The following is an 18968-nucleotide window of genomic DNA, read 5'->3' as shown; positions in this document are numbered from 1 at the left end:
GGCCAGGGCGTCACGCGGGAGAATGATCCCGCCCAGCAGACCCGGTATCGGCCGTGCAGCAATCGCCATGACCGAGCAGATCTCCCCGGCAGACCATAGTCACAGGGAGAATTCACTGCCAGGATCACGGGGACGACGGAAAGTGACCAGACCGCTCGCCCACCCACCAGTGGTGCCCGACGCGCTCAGGCCGGACGGGGGACGCCCATGACACAGGGCATCGACCCGGAGATGACCGCTCGCCTACGCCGGCCACCGGCACCCCGCGACCCGTCGCGCGCGCGGTCGGGCGCACCGTCGGACGACATCGGGCCCACCTCCGCGCACGACCACACGTCCGCTGAGGACCATGTCTCGGCGCACGATCACACGTCCGCTCGGAACGAGGACACCCAGCGGATTCGCTACGTCCCGATGGACCGGGCCCGAGCCCGTGGGCACCGCGGGGCGGGCCCCGAGGCGGACGGCGGCCCGGGCGTCGAATCGGCGCTTTCCTCGGCCCTTCGCCTGACCGACAAGACCATGATCATCCGCTTCCGGCATCCCGCCGACCTGCCGCCGCCCATCTGGATGCCGCCACACGGGCCGGCTCCGACCGCGGCCCGGACGCACCGCCCGGCACACACCACGCGGCTGGTAAGGACCATGCGGCCGGCACAGACAGCCCGGCCGGCACCGCCGGGTCGGCCAGCACCGCCGAGTCGGCCGGGCCGGAGCCGGTAGCGGCGCCGGGCGGCACCGACAACCTGACCCGCAGTTCGATGATGCTGATGCTCGGCAGCCTCGCGGCGGCCGGTTTCGGCTTCCTGTTCTGGATCGTCTGTGCCCGGATCTACACCCCGGTGGAACTCGGTCAGGGCACGTCGCTGATCTCGGCGGCGGGCATGATCGGCTATCTCAGCATGCTCGGCCTGAACACGTCGTTCATGCGGTTCCTGCCGACCTCCGATCTCGATCTGCGTCGACGGCGGATCGGGGTCGGGTTCGTCCTGGTCCTGCTGGTCGCCGTGGCGGTGTCCAGCATGTACCTGCTGGGGCTGCCCTGGTTCGCCCGGGAGCTCCTGTTCGTCCGGGACGATCCGGTCCAGTCGGCGCTGTTCGTCGCCATGTGCGCGGCGACCTCGCTGAACCTGATGACCAGCGCGACGTTCACCTCGTTTCGCGACGCCCACTTCTCCCTGTGGACGGACGGCATCACCACCGGTCTGCTGAAGATGGTGCTGCCGTTCCTGCTGCTGGGCATGGGGGCGTTCGGCGTGTTCGGCTCGTTCGGCGGGGCCAACGCGGCCGCGCTGCTGGTGAGCCTGCTGCTGATGTGGCGGCGCGGCTATCACCCCAGGGTCTCGTTCCAGGGGCGTCCGCTGCGCGGGATGGTGCGCTTCTCCGCCGCCAACTACGCCGCCGCGATGCTGGACCTGATCCCCATCCTGGTCGTCCCACTGATCATTCTGGACCGGCTGGGGTCGGCCGCCGTCGGCTACTTCTACATCCCGTTCCAGATCGCGAACCTGCTGTTCACCGGTGCGTTCATGGTCACCACCGCGCTGATGGCCGAGGGTTCCCAGCACGGCGCGGACCTCGGCGCGCTGCGTCGACGTTCGGCCCGGATGCTGGCGATCTTCCTGGTGCCCAGCTCGATCGTGATGGCCGTCGCCGGCCCGTCGGCGCTGACCGTGTTCGGCAGCGACTACCCGCACCAGTCGGGACGCACCCTGCTGGCGCTCGCCGCCGTCTGCGTCGGCCTGAACAGCTGGGCGAACGCGATGCTGCGGCTGCAGGGCCAGCTCACCGTGCTGATCGTGACGAACCTGGTGTACGCCACGCTGATCGACGGGCTGGCCTACGTCCTGGCGCCACGGGGGCTGCCCGCGGTCGCGCTGTCCTGGCTGATCGGTAGCGGCGTCGCCGGGCTGTTCGGCGCGGTGTGCGTGCTGTTCGGCGCTCGCTCGGGCCGACGCTCGGCCGCCTCGGTCGATCCCGTCGCGACATCCGGGCGGGCCGGACAGACCGGGCGGGCCCGGCGGGCCCGGCGGGCCCGGCGTCACTCCTCCGTGCCGGTTCCGGCCGCGGTCTCCGAGGCGGTCGCCGCCGCGGTTCCCGTTGCCCGGCCCCCCTCGCATCGGCCCGGACATGCTCGCGTTCAGTAAGAGGTATGACGATCGACGCGGTCCGGCTCCGCCCCCGTCTGGTCACCACCGTGCTGGTGGGGGCGGCCGGCCTGCTGCTGCTGTGCGCCGGCGCTCGGCTGACCCACCTGGACGACCTGATCGGCTGGCCGTTTCCCGCGTTCAACGCGTTCACCCCGCTGCTGTACCTGCCGGCCTACCCGCTGGCCGCCGTGGCCCTGCTGCGATACGTCCGGCAGCGCGGGTCGGACGCGCGGGGGCCGGCGGAGGCGGCCCGTCCGGCGAGGGCCGTCACGATGGGTGCGGTCGCGGTCGCCATGGTGGGGGTCATCGCGTCGCAGCTGGCCTGGACCGTGCCCGAGTTCGTCGGGGCCGGTCAGCGCGCCGGCTCCGCGTCGACGGCGGCATCCGTGCGGCTGATGACGGCCAACGTCAACGGCGCGAACACCGAGGTGGCGCGGATCGCCGGGCAGCTCGACCGGGAACGGCCGGGGCTTCTGCTGCTCGAGGAGTACACGCCGCTGATCGCCGGGCGGCTGCACGGACTCGCGCAGCTGCGCGCCTTCCCCTACGTGGTCGAACGCCCATCCCTGGAGCCCTACGGATACGCGGTCTTCTCCCGGTTTCCGTTGACGGGCCGCCCGGACCTGAACTCGGCCGGTTTCCCGTTCGCCCGGATGGACGTCGCGTTCGGCGGCGGCCGGCACGTCGAGCTGGTCGTCGTGCACACCCGCTCGCCCGTGGGCGCGACCTACACCCGGCGCTGGGCGCGGCAGCTCGCGGACCTGCGCACCGATGCCTGTCAGGCGCGCCGACCGCTGGTGTTCGCCGGTGACTTCAACGCCACCCGCGACCATCGCCCGTTTCGCCGTCTGCTCGCCTGCGGACTGCGTGACGCCCACGATGTGGCCGGCGGTGGCTGGTCACCGACCTGGAGCGCCACCGCCCGGTGGAAGGAGACGACCCGGATCGACCACATCCTGGTCTCCTCCGACATCACTGTCTCCCGCTATCACCGCGGCAGCCCGTTCGGCAGCGATCATCTGCCGATCTCGGCCGATCTGCGGATCTGATTCGCCCACCTCACGGTCAGAAAGGGGCGCAGATGCACACGCGACTTCCCGCCCGCGATCGGCTTGAACTCGGCACGGTCTCCATGATGGGTCTCGGCCCGGTCCGGATGCCGTCCGTGGACGCGGTGCGCCGCGTGGTCTGGAACCTGGCCGCGCTCGATCCGGGCAACCGTCTGCTGCGGCGGGTGGACCCGGCGCACGGGCGGCTGCTCACCGTCGCGCCCAGCGGTCGGCGCCAGCACCTGCTCGACGTGATCCGCGAGTTCGACGACGATCCGGCGACCATCGGCGATCCGACCCGGGACCCGGAGCGGATCGGCGCCTGGATGGCCGACCGTCACGCCGAGGGTCTTGGGGATCTGCCGTTTCGGTTCTGGGTGGGTCAGCAGTACTCGATGCTCGAGATGTCGCACGCGGTCGGCGACGCCGGCCTGTTCATGACCACCTGGACGAGCCTGCTGCGCCGCGCCCAGGACGAGGAACTGCCCACGGAGCTGATCGAGACGCCGGTGCGCTACCCGCTGGTGCGCGCCCTGTGGAGGACCTTCGGTACCGGTGTCGGGCCGACCCGTGACCTGCTGGCCCAGTACCGGACCTCCCGCCGCGGCCGACGTGCGACCGCCTCACCCCACGGCCACCGCCATAGCCGCGACCGCGCGGGTGATCCGCGGGCGGGGTCGGCCGCGGCGTCCCGCCTGGTCAGCGTCTGCGCGACGTCGGACACCGATCTGAGCGACCGGGTACGGCGGTGGCGGGCCCGCAACGCACCGACCGCGTCCGCCAACGGGGTGCTCTACGCGGCGGCGGTCGTCGCCCTGGAACGGTCCGCGCTGCCCCGCCGCGCCCCGGGGCTCACGGTGCTGTTCGACGCCCGCCGCTATCTGCCCGACGGCGCCGCGATCGTCGGCAACTTCGTGGGCTGTGTCACCCTGACCCCGGCGGACACCGCCTCACCACAGTCGATCACCGCGGAGGTCCGGCGCACGATCAGCTGCGGCCGTCCGCTGGCGTCCATCGGTGCCGCCCTGGTCACCAGCGTCGTCCCGGCCCGGCACCGCCCGGGCCGCGCGGACCACCCGCACCGGGCACCCCGGGCGGACCTGTCGGCGGGCGCCGAACTGACCGTCACCTCGCTCGGCGACCTGCCGCTGCTCGCCCACGTCAAGCCGCTGGTCACACCGGAGCGGATGTGGTTGCAGGGCATGGTGACGACCTCCGGTCCGGACGGGCTCACCTGCTCGTTCACCGGGCTCTCGGGGGCCGTCAACGTCTCCATCAGCTTCGACGCGAACCGGTTCGACCCGGCCGCGGTCCGCGGCATCGCGCGGCTGCTCACCGACGATCCGCTGGCGCTGCTGGACGCGCGGGCCGCCGGCATCCGCGACACACTGAACCTGAAATCTTACTGATGGTGACCACTGGGTCGGAGAGGTGGCCGGAGATGGCAGCAGTACCCGGGACGACGTCAGGCGGCGGGCCGCCTGACGTTCAGGTGGGCGGCTTCTACCCGCCGCATCTCGGCGGCCTGGAGAACGTCATGCGGTCGGTCGCGGAGGGCGTCGCCGCGACCTGCGACGTCCAGGTGATCACCTCGGACTGCGGGGCGGCCGGGGTGGCTCGCCGGGAACGCCGCGGTCGACTGCGCGTCCGTCGGGTGCGTGGGGTCGAGATCGCCCACACCCCGCTGGCACCCGGTTTCCTGCCGCGCATCCTGGCGGTCTCCGACCGCCACGTCGTCCACCTGCACATGGGGCACGCGCTGCTGCCCGAGATCGTGCTGCTCGCCGCCGCCCTGCGCCGCTTTCCCTATGTGGCTCACTTCCACATCGACGCGGACAGGTCCGGTCGGATGGGCGTTCTGCTCCCGCTGTACAAGGCGCTGCTGCTGCGTCCGGCCATCCGGCGCGCGGCCTGCGTGATCGCGCTGTCCGACAAGGTCGCCCTCGACATGGCCCGCGAGTACGCGATCCCGCTCGAGCGGGTCCTCGTCATGAGCAACGGGGTGGCCCCCGAGTTCTTCGCCGACCAACCGGACGCGACACCCGAACCGGCCGCGGTCGCCGGCACGCCGGGCCGGCCGCTGCGGCTGCTGTTCGTCGGCCGGCTGACCCGGCAGAAGAACGTGCCCCGGCTGCTCGAGGCCCTGGGCTCCGTGCGGGCACCCGTCGAACTCGTCGTCGTCGGTGACGGCGAGGACCGGGAGACGCTCGAGGCCCAGGTCACCCAGCTCGGTCTGCGCAACGCCCGGCTGGTGGGCCCCGAGACCGGCGACGCGCTCGCCCGGTGGCACCGGTGGGCGGACGTGTTCGTCCTGTCCTCGGACATCGAGGGCGGTCTGCCCCTGGTCGTCCTGGAGGCGATGGCCGGTGGACTACCGATCATCGCCACCGATGTCGCCGGGGTCAGCGACACCTTCGGCGACGCCGGCATCCTCGCCGCACCGAACGCGGACGCGCTCGCCGCCGCGATCGACCGGATGGCCGCCGACCCGGAGCTGCGGGCCAAGGCCGGCGCCCGCAACCGGGAACGCGCCGAGTCGTTCTCCTGGACCCGGCGCATCGCCGTCCTGGTGGAGCTCTACCGCCAGGTCCACCCCGACCACGACGGCCACCTCGACGTCGCCGCCCTGCGCCGCCTGCTCACGGACGTCTGACCGGACACCCGGCATCCGGGCACCCGGGCACCCACCAGCCCGCCTCAGGCGGTGAGCGCGCCGGTGAGGTAGCCGTGCAGCAGGCGTTCGCCCTCGTCGATGGCGGCGAGCTCGACGTACTCGTCGCGGGTGTGCGCGAGGTTGGGGTCGCCGGGACCGTAGTTGAGGGCGGGAATGCCGAGTTCGGCGAAGCGGGCGACGTCCGTCCAGCCGTACTTGGCCACGGGTGTGCGCCCGGTGGCGGCGACGAAGGCGGCGGCGGGGGCGGCGGCCAGGCCGGGTGGGGCACCACCGGAGAGATCGGTGACCTCGCACTCGTATCCGGCCAGCACCTCACGGACGTGCTCGACGGCGGCCTGGGGCGTCCGGTCGGGGGCGAACCGGAAGTTCACCGTGACCGCGCACGCGTCGGGAATGACGTTGCCGGCGACACCGCCGTCGACGCGCACCGCCGACAGACCCTCCCGGTAGGTGCAGCCGTCGAGGGTGACGCTGCGCGCCTCGTAGGTGGCGAGCCGTTGGAGCAGGGCACCGGCCTTGTGGATGGCGTTGTCCCCGAGCCAGGAGCGGGCCGAGTGGGCGCGCCGGCCGCCCAGGCGCACGATGACCCGCAGGGTGCCCTGGCAGCCGGCCTCCACCTCGCCGGACGTCGGCTCCATCAGGATCGCGAGGTCACCGTCGAGCCAGTCGCGGTGCCGCTCGGCGAGGCGGCGCAGCCCGTTGCGCGCCGCCTCGACCTCCTCGTGGTCGTAGCAGATCCAGGTGATGTCGTGGCGCAGCGCCCCCGGCTCGGTCAGCGGCAGGGTCGCCGCCAGGCGCAGGGCGATCGCCACCCCGGCCTTCATGTCGGACGTGCCGCAGCCGTAGAGCCGACCGCCCTCGACCCGCGACGGCAGGTTGTCGGCGATCGGCACCGTGTCGAGATGGCCGGCGAGCACGATCCGCGAGGGCAGGCCGAGCGACGTGCGGGCGACGACGGCGTCGCCGTCCCGCTCGACGCGCAGCCCACCGATCCGGCCGAGGGCCGCCTGCACGGCGTCGGCGAGGGCCGCCTCGTCGCCGCTGACCGACGGCACGTCGACGAGGCACCGGGTGAGTTCCCCGACCGGCGCGCGTAGGTCCAGATCCATGCCGCCGACCCTACGGCCTGACAGCGTCCGGGCCATCCGACCTTCGGCTACCGTCGGAAGCCTTTCGGCCAGCCGTCGTCCACCACGACCGCAGACGACATTCCGGACAGGCGCCGACGACGCTCGCCGTCGGCGACCAGCTCAGCCGCCGGCGACGCCGTGTTCGCGCAGGATCTCGTTGAGAGCCAGCTTGTCGTGGATCTCGCCCTCGTCCAGGGTGCGCAGCACGACGATGCAGGGCATCCCGAAGTCGCCGGCGGGGAAGGTGCGGATACGGGTCGAGCCCACCGCGACCGCGCGCTCGGGGATCTCGCCGCGCGGATACTCCTCGCCGCTGGTCGCGTCGAACACGTGGGTGGACGCGGTGAGGATCGCCCCGGCGCCGAGCTTGGCCCCACGACGCACCCGGGCGCCGTCGACGACCATGCAGCGGCTGCCGACGAACGCGTCGTCCTCGACGACGACCGGCACGGCGTTCGGCGGTTCGAGCACGCCGCCGAGGCCGACCCCGCCGGACAGGTGCACCCGCTCGCCGACCTGCGCGCAGGAACCGACCGTCGCCCAGGTGTCGACCAGGGTGCCGGCGCCGACGAACCCGCCGATGTTGGTGTAGCTGGGCATCAGGATCGCACCGGGCGCGATGTGCGCCCCCCAGCGCACGATCGCCCCGGGAACCACCCGCACGCCGTCGAAGCGGGTCTTCAGCGGCATCCGGTCGTGGTAGTGGAAGTCGCCGGCGGCGGACTCGACCATGTCCAGGACCTTGAACGACAGCAGGATCGCTCGCTTGGCCCGCTCGTCGACGACGATCGTGTTGTCGGCGGCGATGGTCGCGACCCGGGCCTCACCGGCGTCGATGGCGTCGACGGCGGCGACGACGCTCTTGCGCGCGTCCGCGTCGTCGGGGGTCAGGTCACCGCGGCGCTCCCACAGCTCGTCGATGACGGGATCGATCACGGAGGCGGCGCTCGAGGCGAAGCCGGCCGCGGTGGCAGGAGAGGAGTTGGAGGTGCTCACGGGCCTGACCCTACGAGGTTCCCGCCGCCCCGGACGGCGGGACCGTCGCAGATTACGCCGCAGCCGCCGGCCAGGGCCGACAGCTCAGCGGATGTCGGGCTCGCCGTTCCACGGCCGGTCGGCGCCGTCAGCGCCGTCGCGGCCCTGGGCCTCGTCGTCGTAACGGTGATCCGTCTCGCCCTCGTAACCGGCGGATCCGCCGGGGCCGGTGCGCGGCGGTACCCGTCGTCCGGTGTACGCCCCGGGCCGGCCCTGCTGGTCACCGGGATGAATCGGATAACCACCGGTGTGGGTGTCGGGTTCCGGCCGCGGCGGGTAGCCGGACCGTTCGTCGTGCCCACCGCCGTATTCCGGCCGTGACGGCGCATAGCCACCCCCACGCGGACCGGAGTACACCTCCCGCTGGCCGGAGTAACCCTCACCCTGGCCGCCATAGCCCTCACGCTGGCCGGTGTGGCCCTCGCGCGGGTCGCGGTAGCCGTTGGCGGACGGTGCGAAGGCACCCGGCGGCTCGGGATAGCGGTTCTGCGCCTCGGTGTACCGGTTCGGCGGCTCGGCGTACCCCTCGGGCACGTAGCCCCCGGACGGATAGCCCTCCGGCGCATAGCCCTCCCGGACGTAGCCTTCGGGACCGTAACCCTCGGGCGCGTAACCCTCGGGCGCGTAACCCTCGGGCGCGTAACCCTCGGGCGCGTAACCCTCGGGCGCGTAACCCTCGGGCGCGTAACCCTCGGGCGCGTAACCCTCGGGCGCGTAACCTTCGGGCGCGTAACCTTCGGGCGGGTAGCCCTGCGGCGCCGCGGGTCGTCCGGCCGGGCGTGCCGGCTGCTGGCCGTAGGCCGCCGCCGGGTTGGCCGGCGCCACCTGGGCCGGCTGGGGGTTCGCGGGCTGCGGATGCGCGACCGGGGGGATCATCGCCATCCGCTCGGGCACGGTCGCGACCTGCGAGTCGGGCGCGGTGAGCGCGACCCGCACATGGTTGCGGCCGGCCTCGCCGTAGAACGTGCCAGGAGCGACCAGAACGCCGACGCCGGCCAGCGCGTCCAGGGTGGCCCACGCGTCCTCGCCGCGGGTCGCCCACAGGTAGAGACCGGCCTCGCTGTGGTCGATGGTGAAACCGGCCACGGACAGCGCCGCCGCGAGCACCGCCCGCCGGTTGGCGTACCGGGCTCGCTGGTCGGCGACATGCAGATCGTCCGCGTAGGCGGCCGCCATCGCCGCCTGCACCGGGGTCGGGAGCATGAACCCGGCGTGCTTGCGCACCCCGAGCAGACCGTCGACGAGCTCCGGATCACCGGTGACGAAACCGGCCCGGTAGCCCGCCAGATTGGATCGTTTCGACAGCGAATGCACCGCGAGCAGACCCTCGTGTGATCCGCCACACACGTCCGGGTGCAGCACCGAGAAGGGCCGGCTCTCCCAGCCCAGCTCGATGTAGCACTCGTCACTGGCGACGATCACGCCCCGCTCGCGGGCCCAGCCCACGACGGCACGCATCTCGTCGACCGTGAGGACCCGGCCGGTCGGATTGCCCGGTGAGTTCAGCCAGACGAGGGTGACCCCGTCCGCGGGACCCAGGACCGGCTCGCAGCGGGCGAGCAACGCCCCGACCTCGTAGGTCGGGTACGCGGGCGTGGGCACCCACACCCGGTCACCGGGCTCGAGCCCGAGCTGACCGGGTAGCTGGGCGACCAGTTCCTTCGTCCCGAGCACGGGCAGGATCGCCCCCGGATCGACGAGAACGCCGAGCCGACGGGCCAGCCAGCCCGCCGCGGCCTCCCGCAGATCCGGGGTACCCCCCGTCTGGGGATACCCGGGGGCATCCGCGGCGCCGGCCAGCGCCTGTTGGACGACGGCCGGCGTCGCGTCGACCGGTGTCCCGACCGAAAGATCGACCAGCCCGTACGGGTGTGTGCTGGCCTTCTCCTTGTAGGACGCGATCTGGTCCCAGGGGAAGTCGGGCAGCCGCACGCGGGAACGAGCCGGTGATCTCAGGACCCTCGAGGTGTTACCCGACCTCCCAGGGCCGCTCAGGACTCGCCCTGGGGAGCCAGCGCGGCGACGGCCGGCGGGTCAAAGCTCAACGCGCCGACCTTCGAGGCGCCGCCGGGCGACCCGAGCTCCTCGAAGAAGTTCGCGTTGGTGTCGGTGAACCCCTTCCACTGGTCGGGGACGTCGTCCTCGTAGTAGATGGCCTCGACCGGGCAGACCGGCTCACATGCCCCGCAGTCGACGCACTCGTCGGGCTGGATGTACAACATCCGCCCGCCTTCGTAGATGCAGTCGACCGGGCACTCTTCGATGCAAGCCCTGTCCTTGACGTCGACACAGGGTTCCGCGATGACGTAGGTCACCGGATGTTCCTCCTCGGGCTCACGGGCGACTGAGTCCCTAGTATCGACATGGACAGTTCCGTGTCGATAGCAAGGGCGTGCGCTGGTGGTGTATGTCGTCCGCATCACTCGGGCCGACATCGGCGCGCGAGTCATGATCCGGCGGCGCATCCCCGGGCCCATACCTCTCAGTGATGTCCTCGGGACGCTTCGGTCATGGTCGTCGCGCGTACTGACGGTCGAAACGGCGGAAGGTGCTGCTGTTCAGATTACCGAGGATGACCTCGTAGCGGCACGCGTTATCCCCGCCCGACCCCCCAGGCGGCGGTCACGGGACGTGGCCGGAACGCCGATGGGCGAGCCTGCCAGCGATACTCGGACGAACACGGACCCGCCGAATTCTGGCACCATCGTCCGAACCCTGCCGGTCGCAGAGGCGACAATTTCCGGCATGACACAGTCGGTTCCCCCCGCCGCCACCCCCGCGGCGCCCAACGAGGGGGCGCGGGGCCGGTGAGCAGCCGCAGTCACAGCCGCGGCCAGTTCGCCGAGGTGGTTCGCCGTGAGCCCCTCGACCTCGCCGTGGCCTGCCATCTGCTCGCTCTCGAGGCCGACGCCGAGGCCAGTGCCGGTACCGCCGCCGGTGCCGCCGCCGCACCCAGGGTCGAGACCGGCGCCGCGGCCGCCCCCGAGACGGCTGCCGAGACCGGCGCCGCGGCGAACGACGCCGCCGCCGGCCTCGTCGATCCGTCCAGCACCCTGACGGCGTTGGACCGGCTCGCCGCCCGGGCCCGTCCGCTGTTCACCGCCCGGGCTACCCCAGCCCGCCCCTTTCCCCGCGTCGACCACGGACGCCCCGTCGGCGCGGGTTCGGCGGGCGGATTCGGGTGGCTCGAGCCGCGGATCGCCGCCGAGGCGTTACACGAGGCCCTCGGCCTGGATGCCGGGTTCGCCGGTTCCGCGGACGACTACGACGATCTGCGTTCCTCGCTGCTGCCCGACGTGCTGCGCCGCCGCCGCGGGCTGCCGATCCTGCTGTCGGTGGTCTGGCTCGAGGTCGCCCACCGCCTCGGCATCGCCGCGTACCCGGTGGGTCTGCCCGGGCATGTCGTCGTCGCGGTCGGTTCCCCGCAGGACTTCGTCCTCGTCGACCCCTTCGACGCCGGACGGCTGCTGACCATCCACGACGCGGCGGCGAAGGTCCGCGCCGCCGGCACCGCGTTCAACCGGTCACATCTCGCCCCGATGGACCCAGCCGACGTCCTCACCCGCATCCTGGGCAACATCCGCGTGCTGGCGGCCCGCACCGACGCGCCCCGAACCAGACTGTGGGCGGTCGAACTGTCCCTGCTGCTCCCCCACCATCCGGCCAGCCTGCGCCGGGAACGCGGCGAACTGCGCATCCGGCTCGGTGACTTCCTCGGCGGCGCGCGGGACCTGACCTCGTTCGCCGACACGGTCGCCGAGGTCGAACCGACCGCCGCCGCCGCGGCCCGACAGGCCGCCGTCACCGCGCGTGCCCGCCTGAACTAGCGGTCCGTTCACGCGCCCTGTGGGGGTCGTGGCGCGGCTCAGGTGGCGTCGCGGGGGGCGGGTGCCGCCGGCGTGAGGTAGCCGCCCTGGTAGAAGACCAGGGGCGCGGCATCGTCGCGCCCCTGGTCGAGGTGGACGACCTCGCCGATCACCAGCGTGTGGTCACCACCGGGATGGGTGGCGACCGTGCGGCATTCGAAGACCGACAGGGCGCCCTCGAGCAGCGCCACCCCGGTGTGCGGGCCGACGGTGTGCGCCCATCCACCCAGCCCGTTGTCGCCGCCGCCCTGATCACGCTCACGGTCGGCCGCGCGTCGCGCGAAGTGCCGGGACACGTCGGCCATGTCCGCGGCGAGCACCGACACCCCCCAGACACCGGCGGCCAGCAGCGGGGCGTGAAAATGCGCGTCCCGGCGGATACTGGCCAGCACCAGCAGCGGCTCCAGCGAGACGGAGACGAACGAGTTCGCCGTCATACCCAGATGGCGCTCGCCGCTTCGGGTCGTCAGGACGGTCACCCCCGTCGCGAACCGCGCGACCGCCCGACGGAACTCACCCGCTTCCAGAGACGCCTGGACGGCGAACGAACCGTTGCGGGTCTCCTGCGGCAGACTGCCCACCTGACCCAGGCTACCGCCGTCCAGCCACTCCCATCGCCCGGACGGCAGGACCCGTGACAACCCGGCACACTTCGGCCCCATCCACCCGCCGAGAACACTGTCAGCCACCCCTTGGCGTGCCACCCCGTCGGGGGCTGGCCTCAGCGGGGCGGCGGCAGCGCCGTCAGGCCGCGCCGGGCCCGGCCGAGGACCGTCACCACCACCGGGCACAGCCCACCCAGCAGCAGGAACGCGTACGCGCTGGCAGTGGCCCGCAGCATCAGATCACCCTCGGGCCGCGTGCTCGCCAGCAGCAGCACGACCGGTGTCCATCCGATCAGGACGGTCATCGGCCCCAGCCGCGTCCCGGTCAGCCAGCGCAGCAGCAGCGCCGCGGCGGTGTTGCCCAGCACGGCCAGGCCGAGCCCGTACGACAGCGGAACACCCGCCGGACGCGGCCCGTCCGCCAGGAAGACCACCCCGTACAGGCCGAGGCCGACCCCGAGCCCGACGCCGAGCGCGTACGCACCGCCGAGAAACAGGCGCCCGGGTTCCTCGGATCGCGTGACGCTCCCCTGACCGCGCGCCGCGTCCGCCGCGGCCGCCGGCTTCGACGGATCGACGGGGCCCGCGTCCCGGGCGGGTTGTCCGCCTCGGGTGTCCCGGGCGGAGTGTCCGGTGGGACCCGCCGCGCCGCGCCGCGACGACGTCGAGCGCGGCGGCGTCGACCGGGGCGGTGTGGGGCGAGGACCGGGACTGCGGCTGGGCATATGTCGACAGTAGGACATGCCGTGTTCGGACCGACATCCGTCGAACACCACCGGGCCGACTGAATCCGGGCGCGACGGTGGCACCGGAGGCATCCGCACGCTCAGGTCGTGACAAGCTCCCGCGGAACCACCACGACGTCCACGAGGGCCCCGCGACGCCATACGGTCAGCTCCACCGGCCGGCCGATCGTCTCCTGGGTCAGCAACCGTTGCAGATCACCGGGTGTGACAATGGGCGCGCCCGCCAACGACAGCACCAGATCGCCGGTGAACAGCCCCGCGACCCCCGCGGCACCGCCCACGATCACCTCGGCGAGCCGCACCCCGTGCTGCTGCCCGGTCAGCCGGGCCACCGCCGGCGGTAGCGGCACCCGCATCCCCGCCACCCCCAGATAGGCACGCCGCACCCGTCCGTCCCGCATCAGGGCCGCGAGGATCCTTCGGGTCGTGGCGTTCACCGGGACGGCGAGTCCCAGCCCGATCCCCGCCACCGCCGTGTTCACCCCGACCACCCGGGCATCGGAGGTGGCCAGTGCCCCACCGGAGTTACCCGGGTTGAGCGCGGCATCGGTCTGGATCACCTCGTCGATCACCCGCGCCGCCGTGCCCGCCCGGGTCGGCAGCGACCGTCCGAGCGCGCTGACCACTCCCGCCGTCACGCTCCCGGTCAGCCCGAGCGGATTACCCACCGCCACCACGAGCTGCCCCACCTGGAGGTTCGCCGCGTCCCCCAGGACCGCCGCCCGTGGCGTGCTCCCCCGTGCCCGCAGCACCGCCAGGTCGGACAGCGGGTCCGCGCCGACCACGTCGAACTCCCGCTCCGTCCCGTCGGCGAACTGCGCGACCCCGACCGCCGAGCCCGATCCCGCCGCCGATCCGGGGCCGCCACCACGCCGCCCGGCACTGTGCCCCTCGATGACGTGCGCCGAGGTGAGCAGGAAGCCGTCATCGGTGAACACCACCGCCGACCCCGCTCCCACCCCACCCCTGGTCCGCACCCGCAGGCTCGCCACCGACGGCGTCAGGGTCGCCGCGACCCTGGTCACCACGGCCGAGTAGGCATCCAGCGGCTCCAGCCCCCGCCCGCCGTCGTGCCGGTTGCCGTCGCGCTGGTCGCCGTCGCGCCGGTCGCCGTCGCGTCTGCTGCTGCCGAACATCCGACCTCCCGGGCCAGACACCCCAGATTTGCAGGGATTACAGCATTACAGACGCTGCTCGACCCGCGACGATTCCCGCCACCGCCCCTTCGGGCCGTCCGACGTCCTTGACCAACCGTGGTCGGGTTCCGCGGGGGTCCAGCGGGGAGACCGCCGGGCCCTGATCGTTCGCTGTGCCCGGTGACGCCCGGAGATCAGAGGTCGATGCCGGCCAGGAGGTCCTGCTCGCGGCCGTGGGGGGTGGCGCCGGGGCCACGTTCGCCGGCGGCGAGGACGAAGAGCTCGGTGCCCCAGGCCCGCTGGCCGATACCGTCCGCGAGGGCGAAGAAGAAGCCGTCGACGGCCATCTGGGTGCGATGGGCGCGCATGGCCGCGATCTTGGCGTCGAGGAAGGGTTCGGCGGCGGTGATCTCGGTGGTGATGGCGTCGTCCTCGACGAAGCGGACGGGGAGATCGTCCACGGAGGCGAGGCCCGCGAAGGGGTTGTCGGTGGTGGCCGCGTCGCGGAAGTGCTCGAAGCCGGCGACCGCCTGGGAGCGGGACATCGCGGTCTCGTAGCGCTTGGCGGGCTGCCAGGCAGCCCCGGTGCCGGGGGCGAAGGACGGGTCGGCGGCGTCGGTGAAGGCGCGGGCGGTGACCTCGTGGGCGCGGATGTGATCGGGATGGCCGTAGCTGCCGAACGAGTCGTAGCTGACGAGCACGTGCGGGCGGATCTCACGGACGATCCGGACCAGCTCGGCGGTGGCCTCGTCGAGGTCGGCCTGCCACAGGCTGCGGGGATGCTCGTTGGGCGGGGTGCCCATCATGCCGCTGTCACGGAAGCGGCCGGGGCCGCCGAGGAAGCGGTGTTCGGTGACGCCGAGCGCGGCGCAGGAGCCGGCCAGCTCACCGATGCGGTAACCGCCGAGCTGGTCACCGAGGTCAGCGCGCAGGTTGACCAGCTCGGGCACCAGGACCTCGCCCTCCTCGCCGAGCGTGCACGTCACCAGCGTGACGGATGTCTCGGCCGCGGCGGCGTAGGAGGCGATCGCGATGCCGGTCGAGATGACCTCGTCGTCGGGGTGCGCGTGCACGAACATCAGCCGGCGAGCGGCCGACGCGGCGGAACGCGGGCTGACGACGGGCGGCGGCACGGCGAAGGACGTCACGGTGGTGAACCCTACGGCCCACATCCGACAGTTCCGCGCCGCCGTCCGACGCCTCACATCAGCGGCGGCGCGACCGCAGCTTCTCGCGCTCACCCGCGGTGAGGGCGACCTTGCGCATGCGGACGAAGCCGGGGGTCACCTCGACGCATTCGTCCTCGCGGCAGAACTCCAGCGCCTGCTCGAGGGTGAGGACACGGTGCGGGGTGAGGCGCACCAGCTCGTCCCCGGTGGACGAGCGCATGTTTGTGAGCTTCTTCTCCTTGGTGGGGTTGACGTCCATGTCGTCCGCCCGGGAGTTCTCACCGACGATCATGCCCTCGTAGACCTCGATCGTCGGGCCGACGAACATCGTGCCGCGTTCCTGCAGGTTGAACAGGGCGTACGCGGTCGTGGGGCCGCTGCGGTCGGCGACCATGGAGCCGGTGGCGCGGGTACGCAGCTCGCCGAACCACGGCTCGTAGCCCTCGAAGACGTGGTGCAGCAGACCGGTGCCGCGGGTCTCGGTGAGGAACTCGGTGCGGAACCCGATCAGCCCGCGCGCGGGGACCAGGTACTCCAGCCGAATCCAGCCGGTGCCGTGGTTGATCATCTGCTCGACCCGGGCCTTGCGCAGGGCGAGCAGCTGGGTGAGGGTGCCGAGGAACTCCTCGGGGGCGTCGATGGTCAGGCGCTCGACCGGCTCGTGCACCTTCCCGTCGACGACCCGGGTGACGACCTGCGGCTTGCCGACGGTGAGCTCGAACTCCTCGCGGCGCATCAGCTCGACGAGCACGGCCAGCTGCAGCTCACCACGACCCTGGACCTCCCAGGTGTCGGGACGCTCGGTCGGCAGCACGCGGATGGACACGTTGCCGACGAGCTCGGCGTCCAGCCGGTTCTTGACCAGGCGGGCGGTGAGCTTCTTGCCGGACCGACCGGCCAGCGGCGAGGTGTTGATACCGATCGTCATGCTGATGGACGGCTCGTCCACCGTGATGACGGGCAGCGGGCGCGGGTCCTCGACGTCGGCCAGCGTCTCACCGATGGTGATGTCGGGGATGCCGGCGACGGCGATGATGTCACCGGGCCCGGCCTCCTCGGCGGGCACCCGGTCGAGCGCCTGGGCGATCAGCATCTCGCTGATCTTCACTCGCTGCTGGGTGCCGTCGGCACGGCACAGCATGGCCTGCTGGCCGCGGCGGATCGTCCCGTTGTGCACCCGGCACAGCGCGAGGCGGCCCAGGTACGGGGACGCGTCGAGGTTCGTGACCAGCGCCTGCAGCGGTGCGTCCGGGTCGAACGACGGCGCCGGGACGGTCTCGAGCAGCACGTCGAACAGCGGCTTGAGGTCGGGCGAGTCGGGGCTCACACCATCCTCGGGACGGGTCGTCGAGGCCCGGCCGGCCTTGGCGTTGCAGTAGACGATCGGGAAGTCGATCTGCTCCTCGTCGGCGTCGAGGTCGAGGAAGAGCTCGTAGGTCTCGTCGACGACCTCGGCGATCCGGGCGTCGGACCGGTCGACCTTGTTGATGAGGAGCACCACCGGCAGCCGCTTGGCGAGCGCCTTGCGCAGCACGAAACGCGTCTGCGGCAGCGGGCCCTCGCTCGCGTCCACCAGCAGGACGACGCCGTCGACCATGGACAGGCCGCGCTCGACCTCACCACCGAAGTCGGCGTGGCCAGGGGTGTCGATGATGTTGACGGTGATGTCGCCGTAGCGGACCGCGGTGTTCTTCGCGAGAATGGTGATGCCCTTCTCGCGCTCCAGGTCCATCGAGTCCATCACCCGATCAGTGAGCTCGGCATGCTCGCCAAACGCGCCGGACTGGCGCAGCATGGCGTCGACGAGCGTGGTCTTGCCGTGGTCGACATGGGCGATGATGGCCACGTTACGAAGATCGGCACGTGTGGACACGGTGGGACGCTCCGGGGCGGACATGGGGCTCTCGACCCCGCACAAAAAGGACGGCGGCGCGCGCGGACGGCGACACCACATTGGGACGGCCCGGCGCACAGACTCCCGCACTCGGGTGGCGGCGACTGCCGTACCACTCCCCATGGTACGGACCCGGACGCCCATCCATGTCCACCCCACCACCGACCACCCACATCCGCCACCGGATGCCCACCGTCCGCTCACCGGACAGCCACTCCCCGGCCATCAACCGCCACCCGGTGACCATGCTGCGCCCCCTGGCCGCGCCAGCCCCCGGCTCCACGGGTGAGCAGGAGCCACGGAGAGCTACGTCTAGGACCAGTCGAGGGGGGTGGGAGAGGCGAGAACGTCGCGTAGACGGTCCACCAGCGGGCCGTCGGCGGGCATCCAGGGGACATCGTCGAGTTCGGCGGCGCCCAGCCAGCGCAGCGCGTCATGGGCGACCAGGCGCGGGCGTCCCCGCGTGATCCGGCCGAACCACACCCGCAGGACCCAGCCGGGGCTGGCCAGATCTACCTCGCCGAGCGGCGGGCCGATCTCGATCTCGACGTCGAGTTCCTCCCGACACTCCCGGGCCAGCGCCTCGTGCTCGCTCTCGCCCGGTTCCACCTTGCCGCCGGGAAACTCCCACATCCCCGCGTAGGCGGACGGCTCCTGGCGCCGCGCGGCCAGCACCCGAGGCCCGGTGGCAGGGCGTCCATCAGGACCGGACGGGGAGCCCGGGTCGGAACGGGAGCCGACGTCCGAAGGGAGGTCGGCGTGGGACGGGGACCCGGGGTGGGGATGGGGCTCCAGGTCGAGCAGGGCGACGGCGACGACCAGTCGGCCCGCCGCTGGCGGGTGGGGGGCGCAGGCACCCGGACCGCGCGCATCCACATTCATGCTGCCGGACTCTCCCAGACTCCCACCGATTTCGGGCGCAGTCCCCTCGGTTGGACACCCCCGAGACGCGCAGACCACCGAAAACCACGACCCTCGGCGGTTCGGGGAGGTCGGCTCGGGGGAGCCCACCTGCATCCGATCATCGCGTCCGGTCGCCTGCCGGCAAGCCCGAGGGAACCGTACGGGGGCCGGATCGCGTCGTCCACAGGGCGGTGCGGCGCAGCAACAATTCACGGTGGACGTGTTCGACTGGACACACCCCGACGTCAGTCTCGACTCCGGCCGGCGGTCGCGCGGACCGTCCGGCCCCCGTGCAAGGAGGACAGCGATGCCGACCAAGCAGACCCGCCTGGACAACGCCGAGGTCGCCGACGCCCTGGCGGCCCTCCCCGGCTGGCTGGGTGACGCCGACCGCATCCAGCTCGAGATCATCGTGGACGGCGACGAGGCCGACGCGATCAGCACCGAGGTGCTGCGGGCCGCCGACGAGCTCGATCATCACCCGGTGATCGACCGTGGCCCCGGCACCCTGACCTTCACCGTCTGGACCCACTCCGTCGGCGGCGTGACCGGTCTCGACGTCACCCTCGCCCGCCGCATCTCCCACCTGCTCAGCTCCGCCGGCATCGCCT

At 72.4% G+C, this 18968-nt stretch carries 17 protein-coding genes; 7 read left to right on the top strand and 10 right to left on the bottom strand.

Annotated features, from left to right (window positions below):
• Nucleotides 1-770: 770 nt before the first annotated feature.
• The 4 genes from G6R24_RS08830 to G6R24_RS08815 are packed head-to-tail and all read left to right on the top strand — an operon-like array spanning nt 771 to nt 5852.
• Entirely contained in the window at nt 771-2147 is a 1377-nt protein-coding gene (locus tag G6R24_RS08830; protein WP_163548674.1) for a lipopolysaccharide biosynthesis protein, read from the top strand.
• 5 nt (nt 2148-2152) lie between these two features.
• Nucleotides 2153-3199, top strand: a complete 1047-nt coding sequence (locus G6R24_RS08825; RefSeq protein ID WP_163548673.1) for an endonuclease/exonuclease/phosphatase family protein — start codon at nt 2153-2155, stop codon at nt 3197-3199.
• A 32-nt stretch (nt 3200-3231) separates the two neighbouring features.
• Entirely contained in the window at nt 3232-4608 is a 1377-nt protein-coding gene (locus tag G6R24_RS08820) for a hypothetical protein (protein ID WP_163548672.1), read from the top strand.
• A 32-nt stretch (nt 4609-4640) separates the two neighbouring features.
• Nucleotides 4641-5852 carry a glycosyltransferase family 4 protein gene (locus G6R24_RS08815; RefSeq protein ID WP_163548671.1) on the top strand — a complete coding sequence of 404 codons (1212 nt, stop codon included), beginning with the start codon at nt 4641-4643 and terminating at the stop codon, nt 5850-5852.
• Between the two features lie 44 nt (nt 5853-5896).
• Here G6R24_RS08815 and dapE read toward each other — a convergent pair whose 3' ends face one another.
• The 4 genes from dapE to fdxA form a co-directional block, all read right to left on the bottom strand.
• On the bottom strand, nt 5897-6982 hold the full coding sequence (dapE, locus tag G6R24_RS08810; RefSeq protein WP_163548669.1) for a succinyl-diaminopimelate desuccinylase: 1086 nt from the start codon (nt 6980-6982) through the stop codon (nt 5897-5899).
• A 141-nt stretch (nt 6983-7123) separates the two neighbouring features.
• Entirely contained in the window at nt 7124-7999 is an 876-nt protein-coding gene (locus tag G6R24_RS08805; protein ID WP_163548668.1) for a 2,3,4,5-tetrahydropyridine-2,6-dicarboxylate N-succinyltransferase, read from the bottom strand.
• 84 nt (nt 8000-8083) lie between these two features.
• On the bottom strand, nt 8084-9970 hold the full coding sequence (gene dapC, locus G6R24_RS22160) for a succinyldiaminopimelate transaminase (protein WP_225438296.1): 1887 nt from the start codon (nt 9968-9970) through the stop codon (nt 8084-8086).
• Between the two features lie 59 nt (nt 9971-10029).
• The gene (gene fdxA, locus G6R24_RS08795) at nt 10030-10353 is read right to left on the bottom strand and encodes a ferredoxin (protein ID WP_163548667.1); all 324 of its coding nucleotides are present in this window, start codon (nt 10351-10353) and stop codon (nt 10030-10032) included.
• 85 nt (nt 10354-10438) lie between these two features.
• Between fdxA and G6R24_RS24040 the strand changes: the two genes are divergently transcribed.
• Nucleotides 10439-10849: a putative acetyltransferase gene (locus tag G6R24_RS24040; RefSeq protein ID WP_420811325.1), complete on the top strand. Its 411-nt coding sequence runs from the start codon at nt 10439-10441 to the stop codon at nt 10847-10849.
• A complete protein-coding gene (locus G6R24_RS08790) occupies nt 10846-11865 on the top strand; it encodes a transglutaminase family protein (protein WP_163548666.1) in 1020 nt (339 codons plus the stop codon). Before G6R24_RS24040 ends, G6R24_RS08790 begins: the two co-directional genes overlap by 4 nt.
• A 38-nt stretch (nt 11866-11903) precedes the next feature.
• Here G6R24_RS08790 and G6R24_RS08785 read toward each other — a convergent pair whose 3' ends face one another.
• The 6 genes from G6R24_RS08785 to G6R24_RS23650 all read right to left on the bottom strand — a co-directional run bounded on the left by G6R24_RS08785 (nt 11904) and on the right by G6R24_RS23650 (nt 18336).
• Nucleotides 11904-12485, bottom strand: coding sequence for a flavin reductase family protein (locus tag G6R24_RS08785; protein WP_476727351.1), 582 nt, complete (start codon nt 12483-12485; stop codon nt 11904-11906).
• 140 nt (nt 12486-12625) lie between these two features.
• Entirely contained in the window at nt 12626-13234 is a 609-nt protein-coding gene (locus G6R24_RS22155) for a DUF6113 family protein (protein ID WP_225438295.1), read from the bottom strand.
• Nucleotides 13235-13335: 101 nt separating this feature from the next.
• Nucleotides 13336-14391, bottom strand: a complete 1056-nt coding sequence (locus G6R24_RS08775; protein ID WP_163548665.1) for a S1C family serine protease — start codon at nt 14389-14391, stop codon at nt 13336-13338.
• A 194-nt stretch (nt 14392-14585) separates the two neighbouring features.
• The gene (gene mshB / locus G6R24_RS08770) at nt 14586-15470 is read right to left on the bottom strand and encodes an N-acetyl-1-D-myo-inositol-2-amino-2-deoxy-alpha-D-glucopyranoside deacetylase (RefSeq protein WP_163548677.1); all 885 of its coding nucleotides are present in this window, start codon (nt 15468-15470) and stop codon (nt 14586-14588) included.
• Nucleotides 15471-15597: 127 nt separating this feature from the next.
• Nucleotides 15598-17433, bottom strand: a complete 1836-nt coding sequence (gene typA, locus G6R24_RS08765) for a translational GTPase TypA (protein WP_163548676.1) — start codon at nt 17431-17433, stop codon at nt 15598-15600.
• A gap of 333 nt (nt 17434-17766) precedes the next feature.
• Nucleotides 17767-18336 (bottom strand): NUDIX domain-containing protein, encoded by a 570-nt coding sequence (locus G6R24_RS23650; RefSeq protein ID WP_175084344.1) that lies wholly within the window; start codon nt 18334-18336, stop codon nt 17767-17769.
• 328 nt (nt 18337-18664) lie between these two features.
• Here G6R24_RS23650 and G6R24_RS08755 point away from each other — a divergent pair.
• Nucleotides 18665-18968 (top strand): 4a-hydroxytetrahydrobiopterin dehydratase (locus G6R24_RS08755; RefSeq protein WP_163548664.1); only part of this gene is annotated, 304 nt, incomplete at its 3' end.

This window comes from Candidatus Frankia nodulisporulans (genome assembly GCF_902806475.1).
Classification (GTDB): domain Bacteria; phylum Actinomycetota; class Actinomycetes; order Frankiales; family Frankiaceae; genus Frankia; species Frankia umida.
Note: the sequence above shows the minus strand (reverse complement) of the source record. Positions and strands in the feature narration are given on the sequence as shown.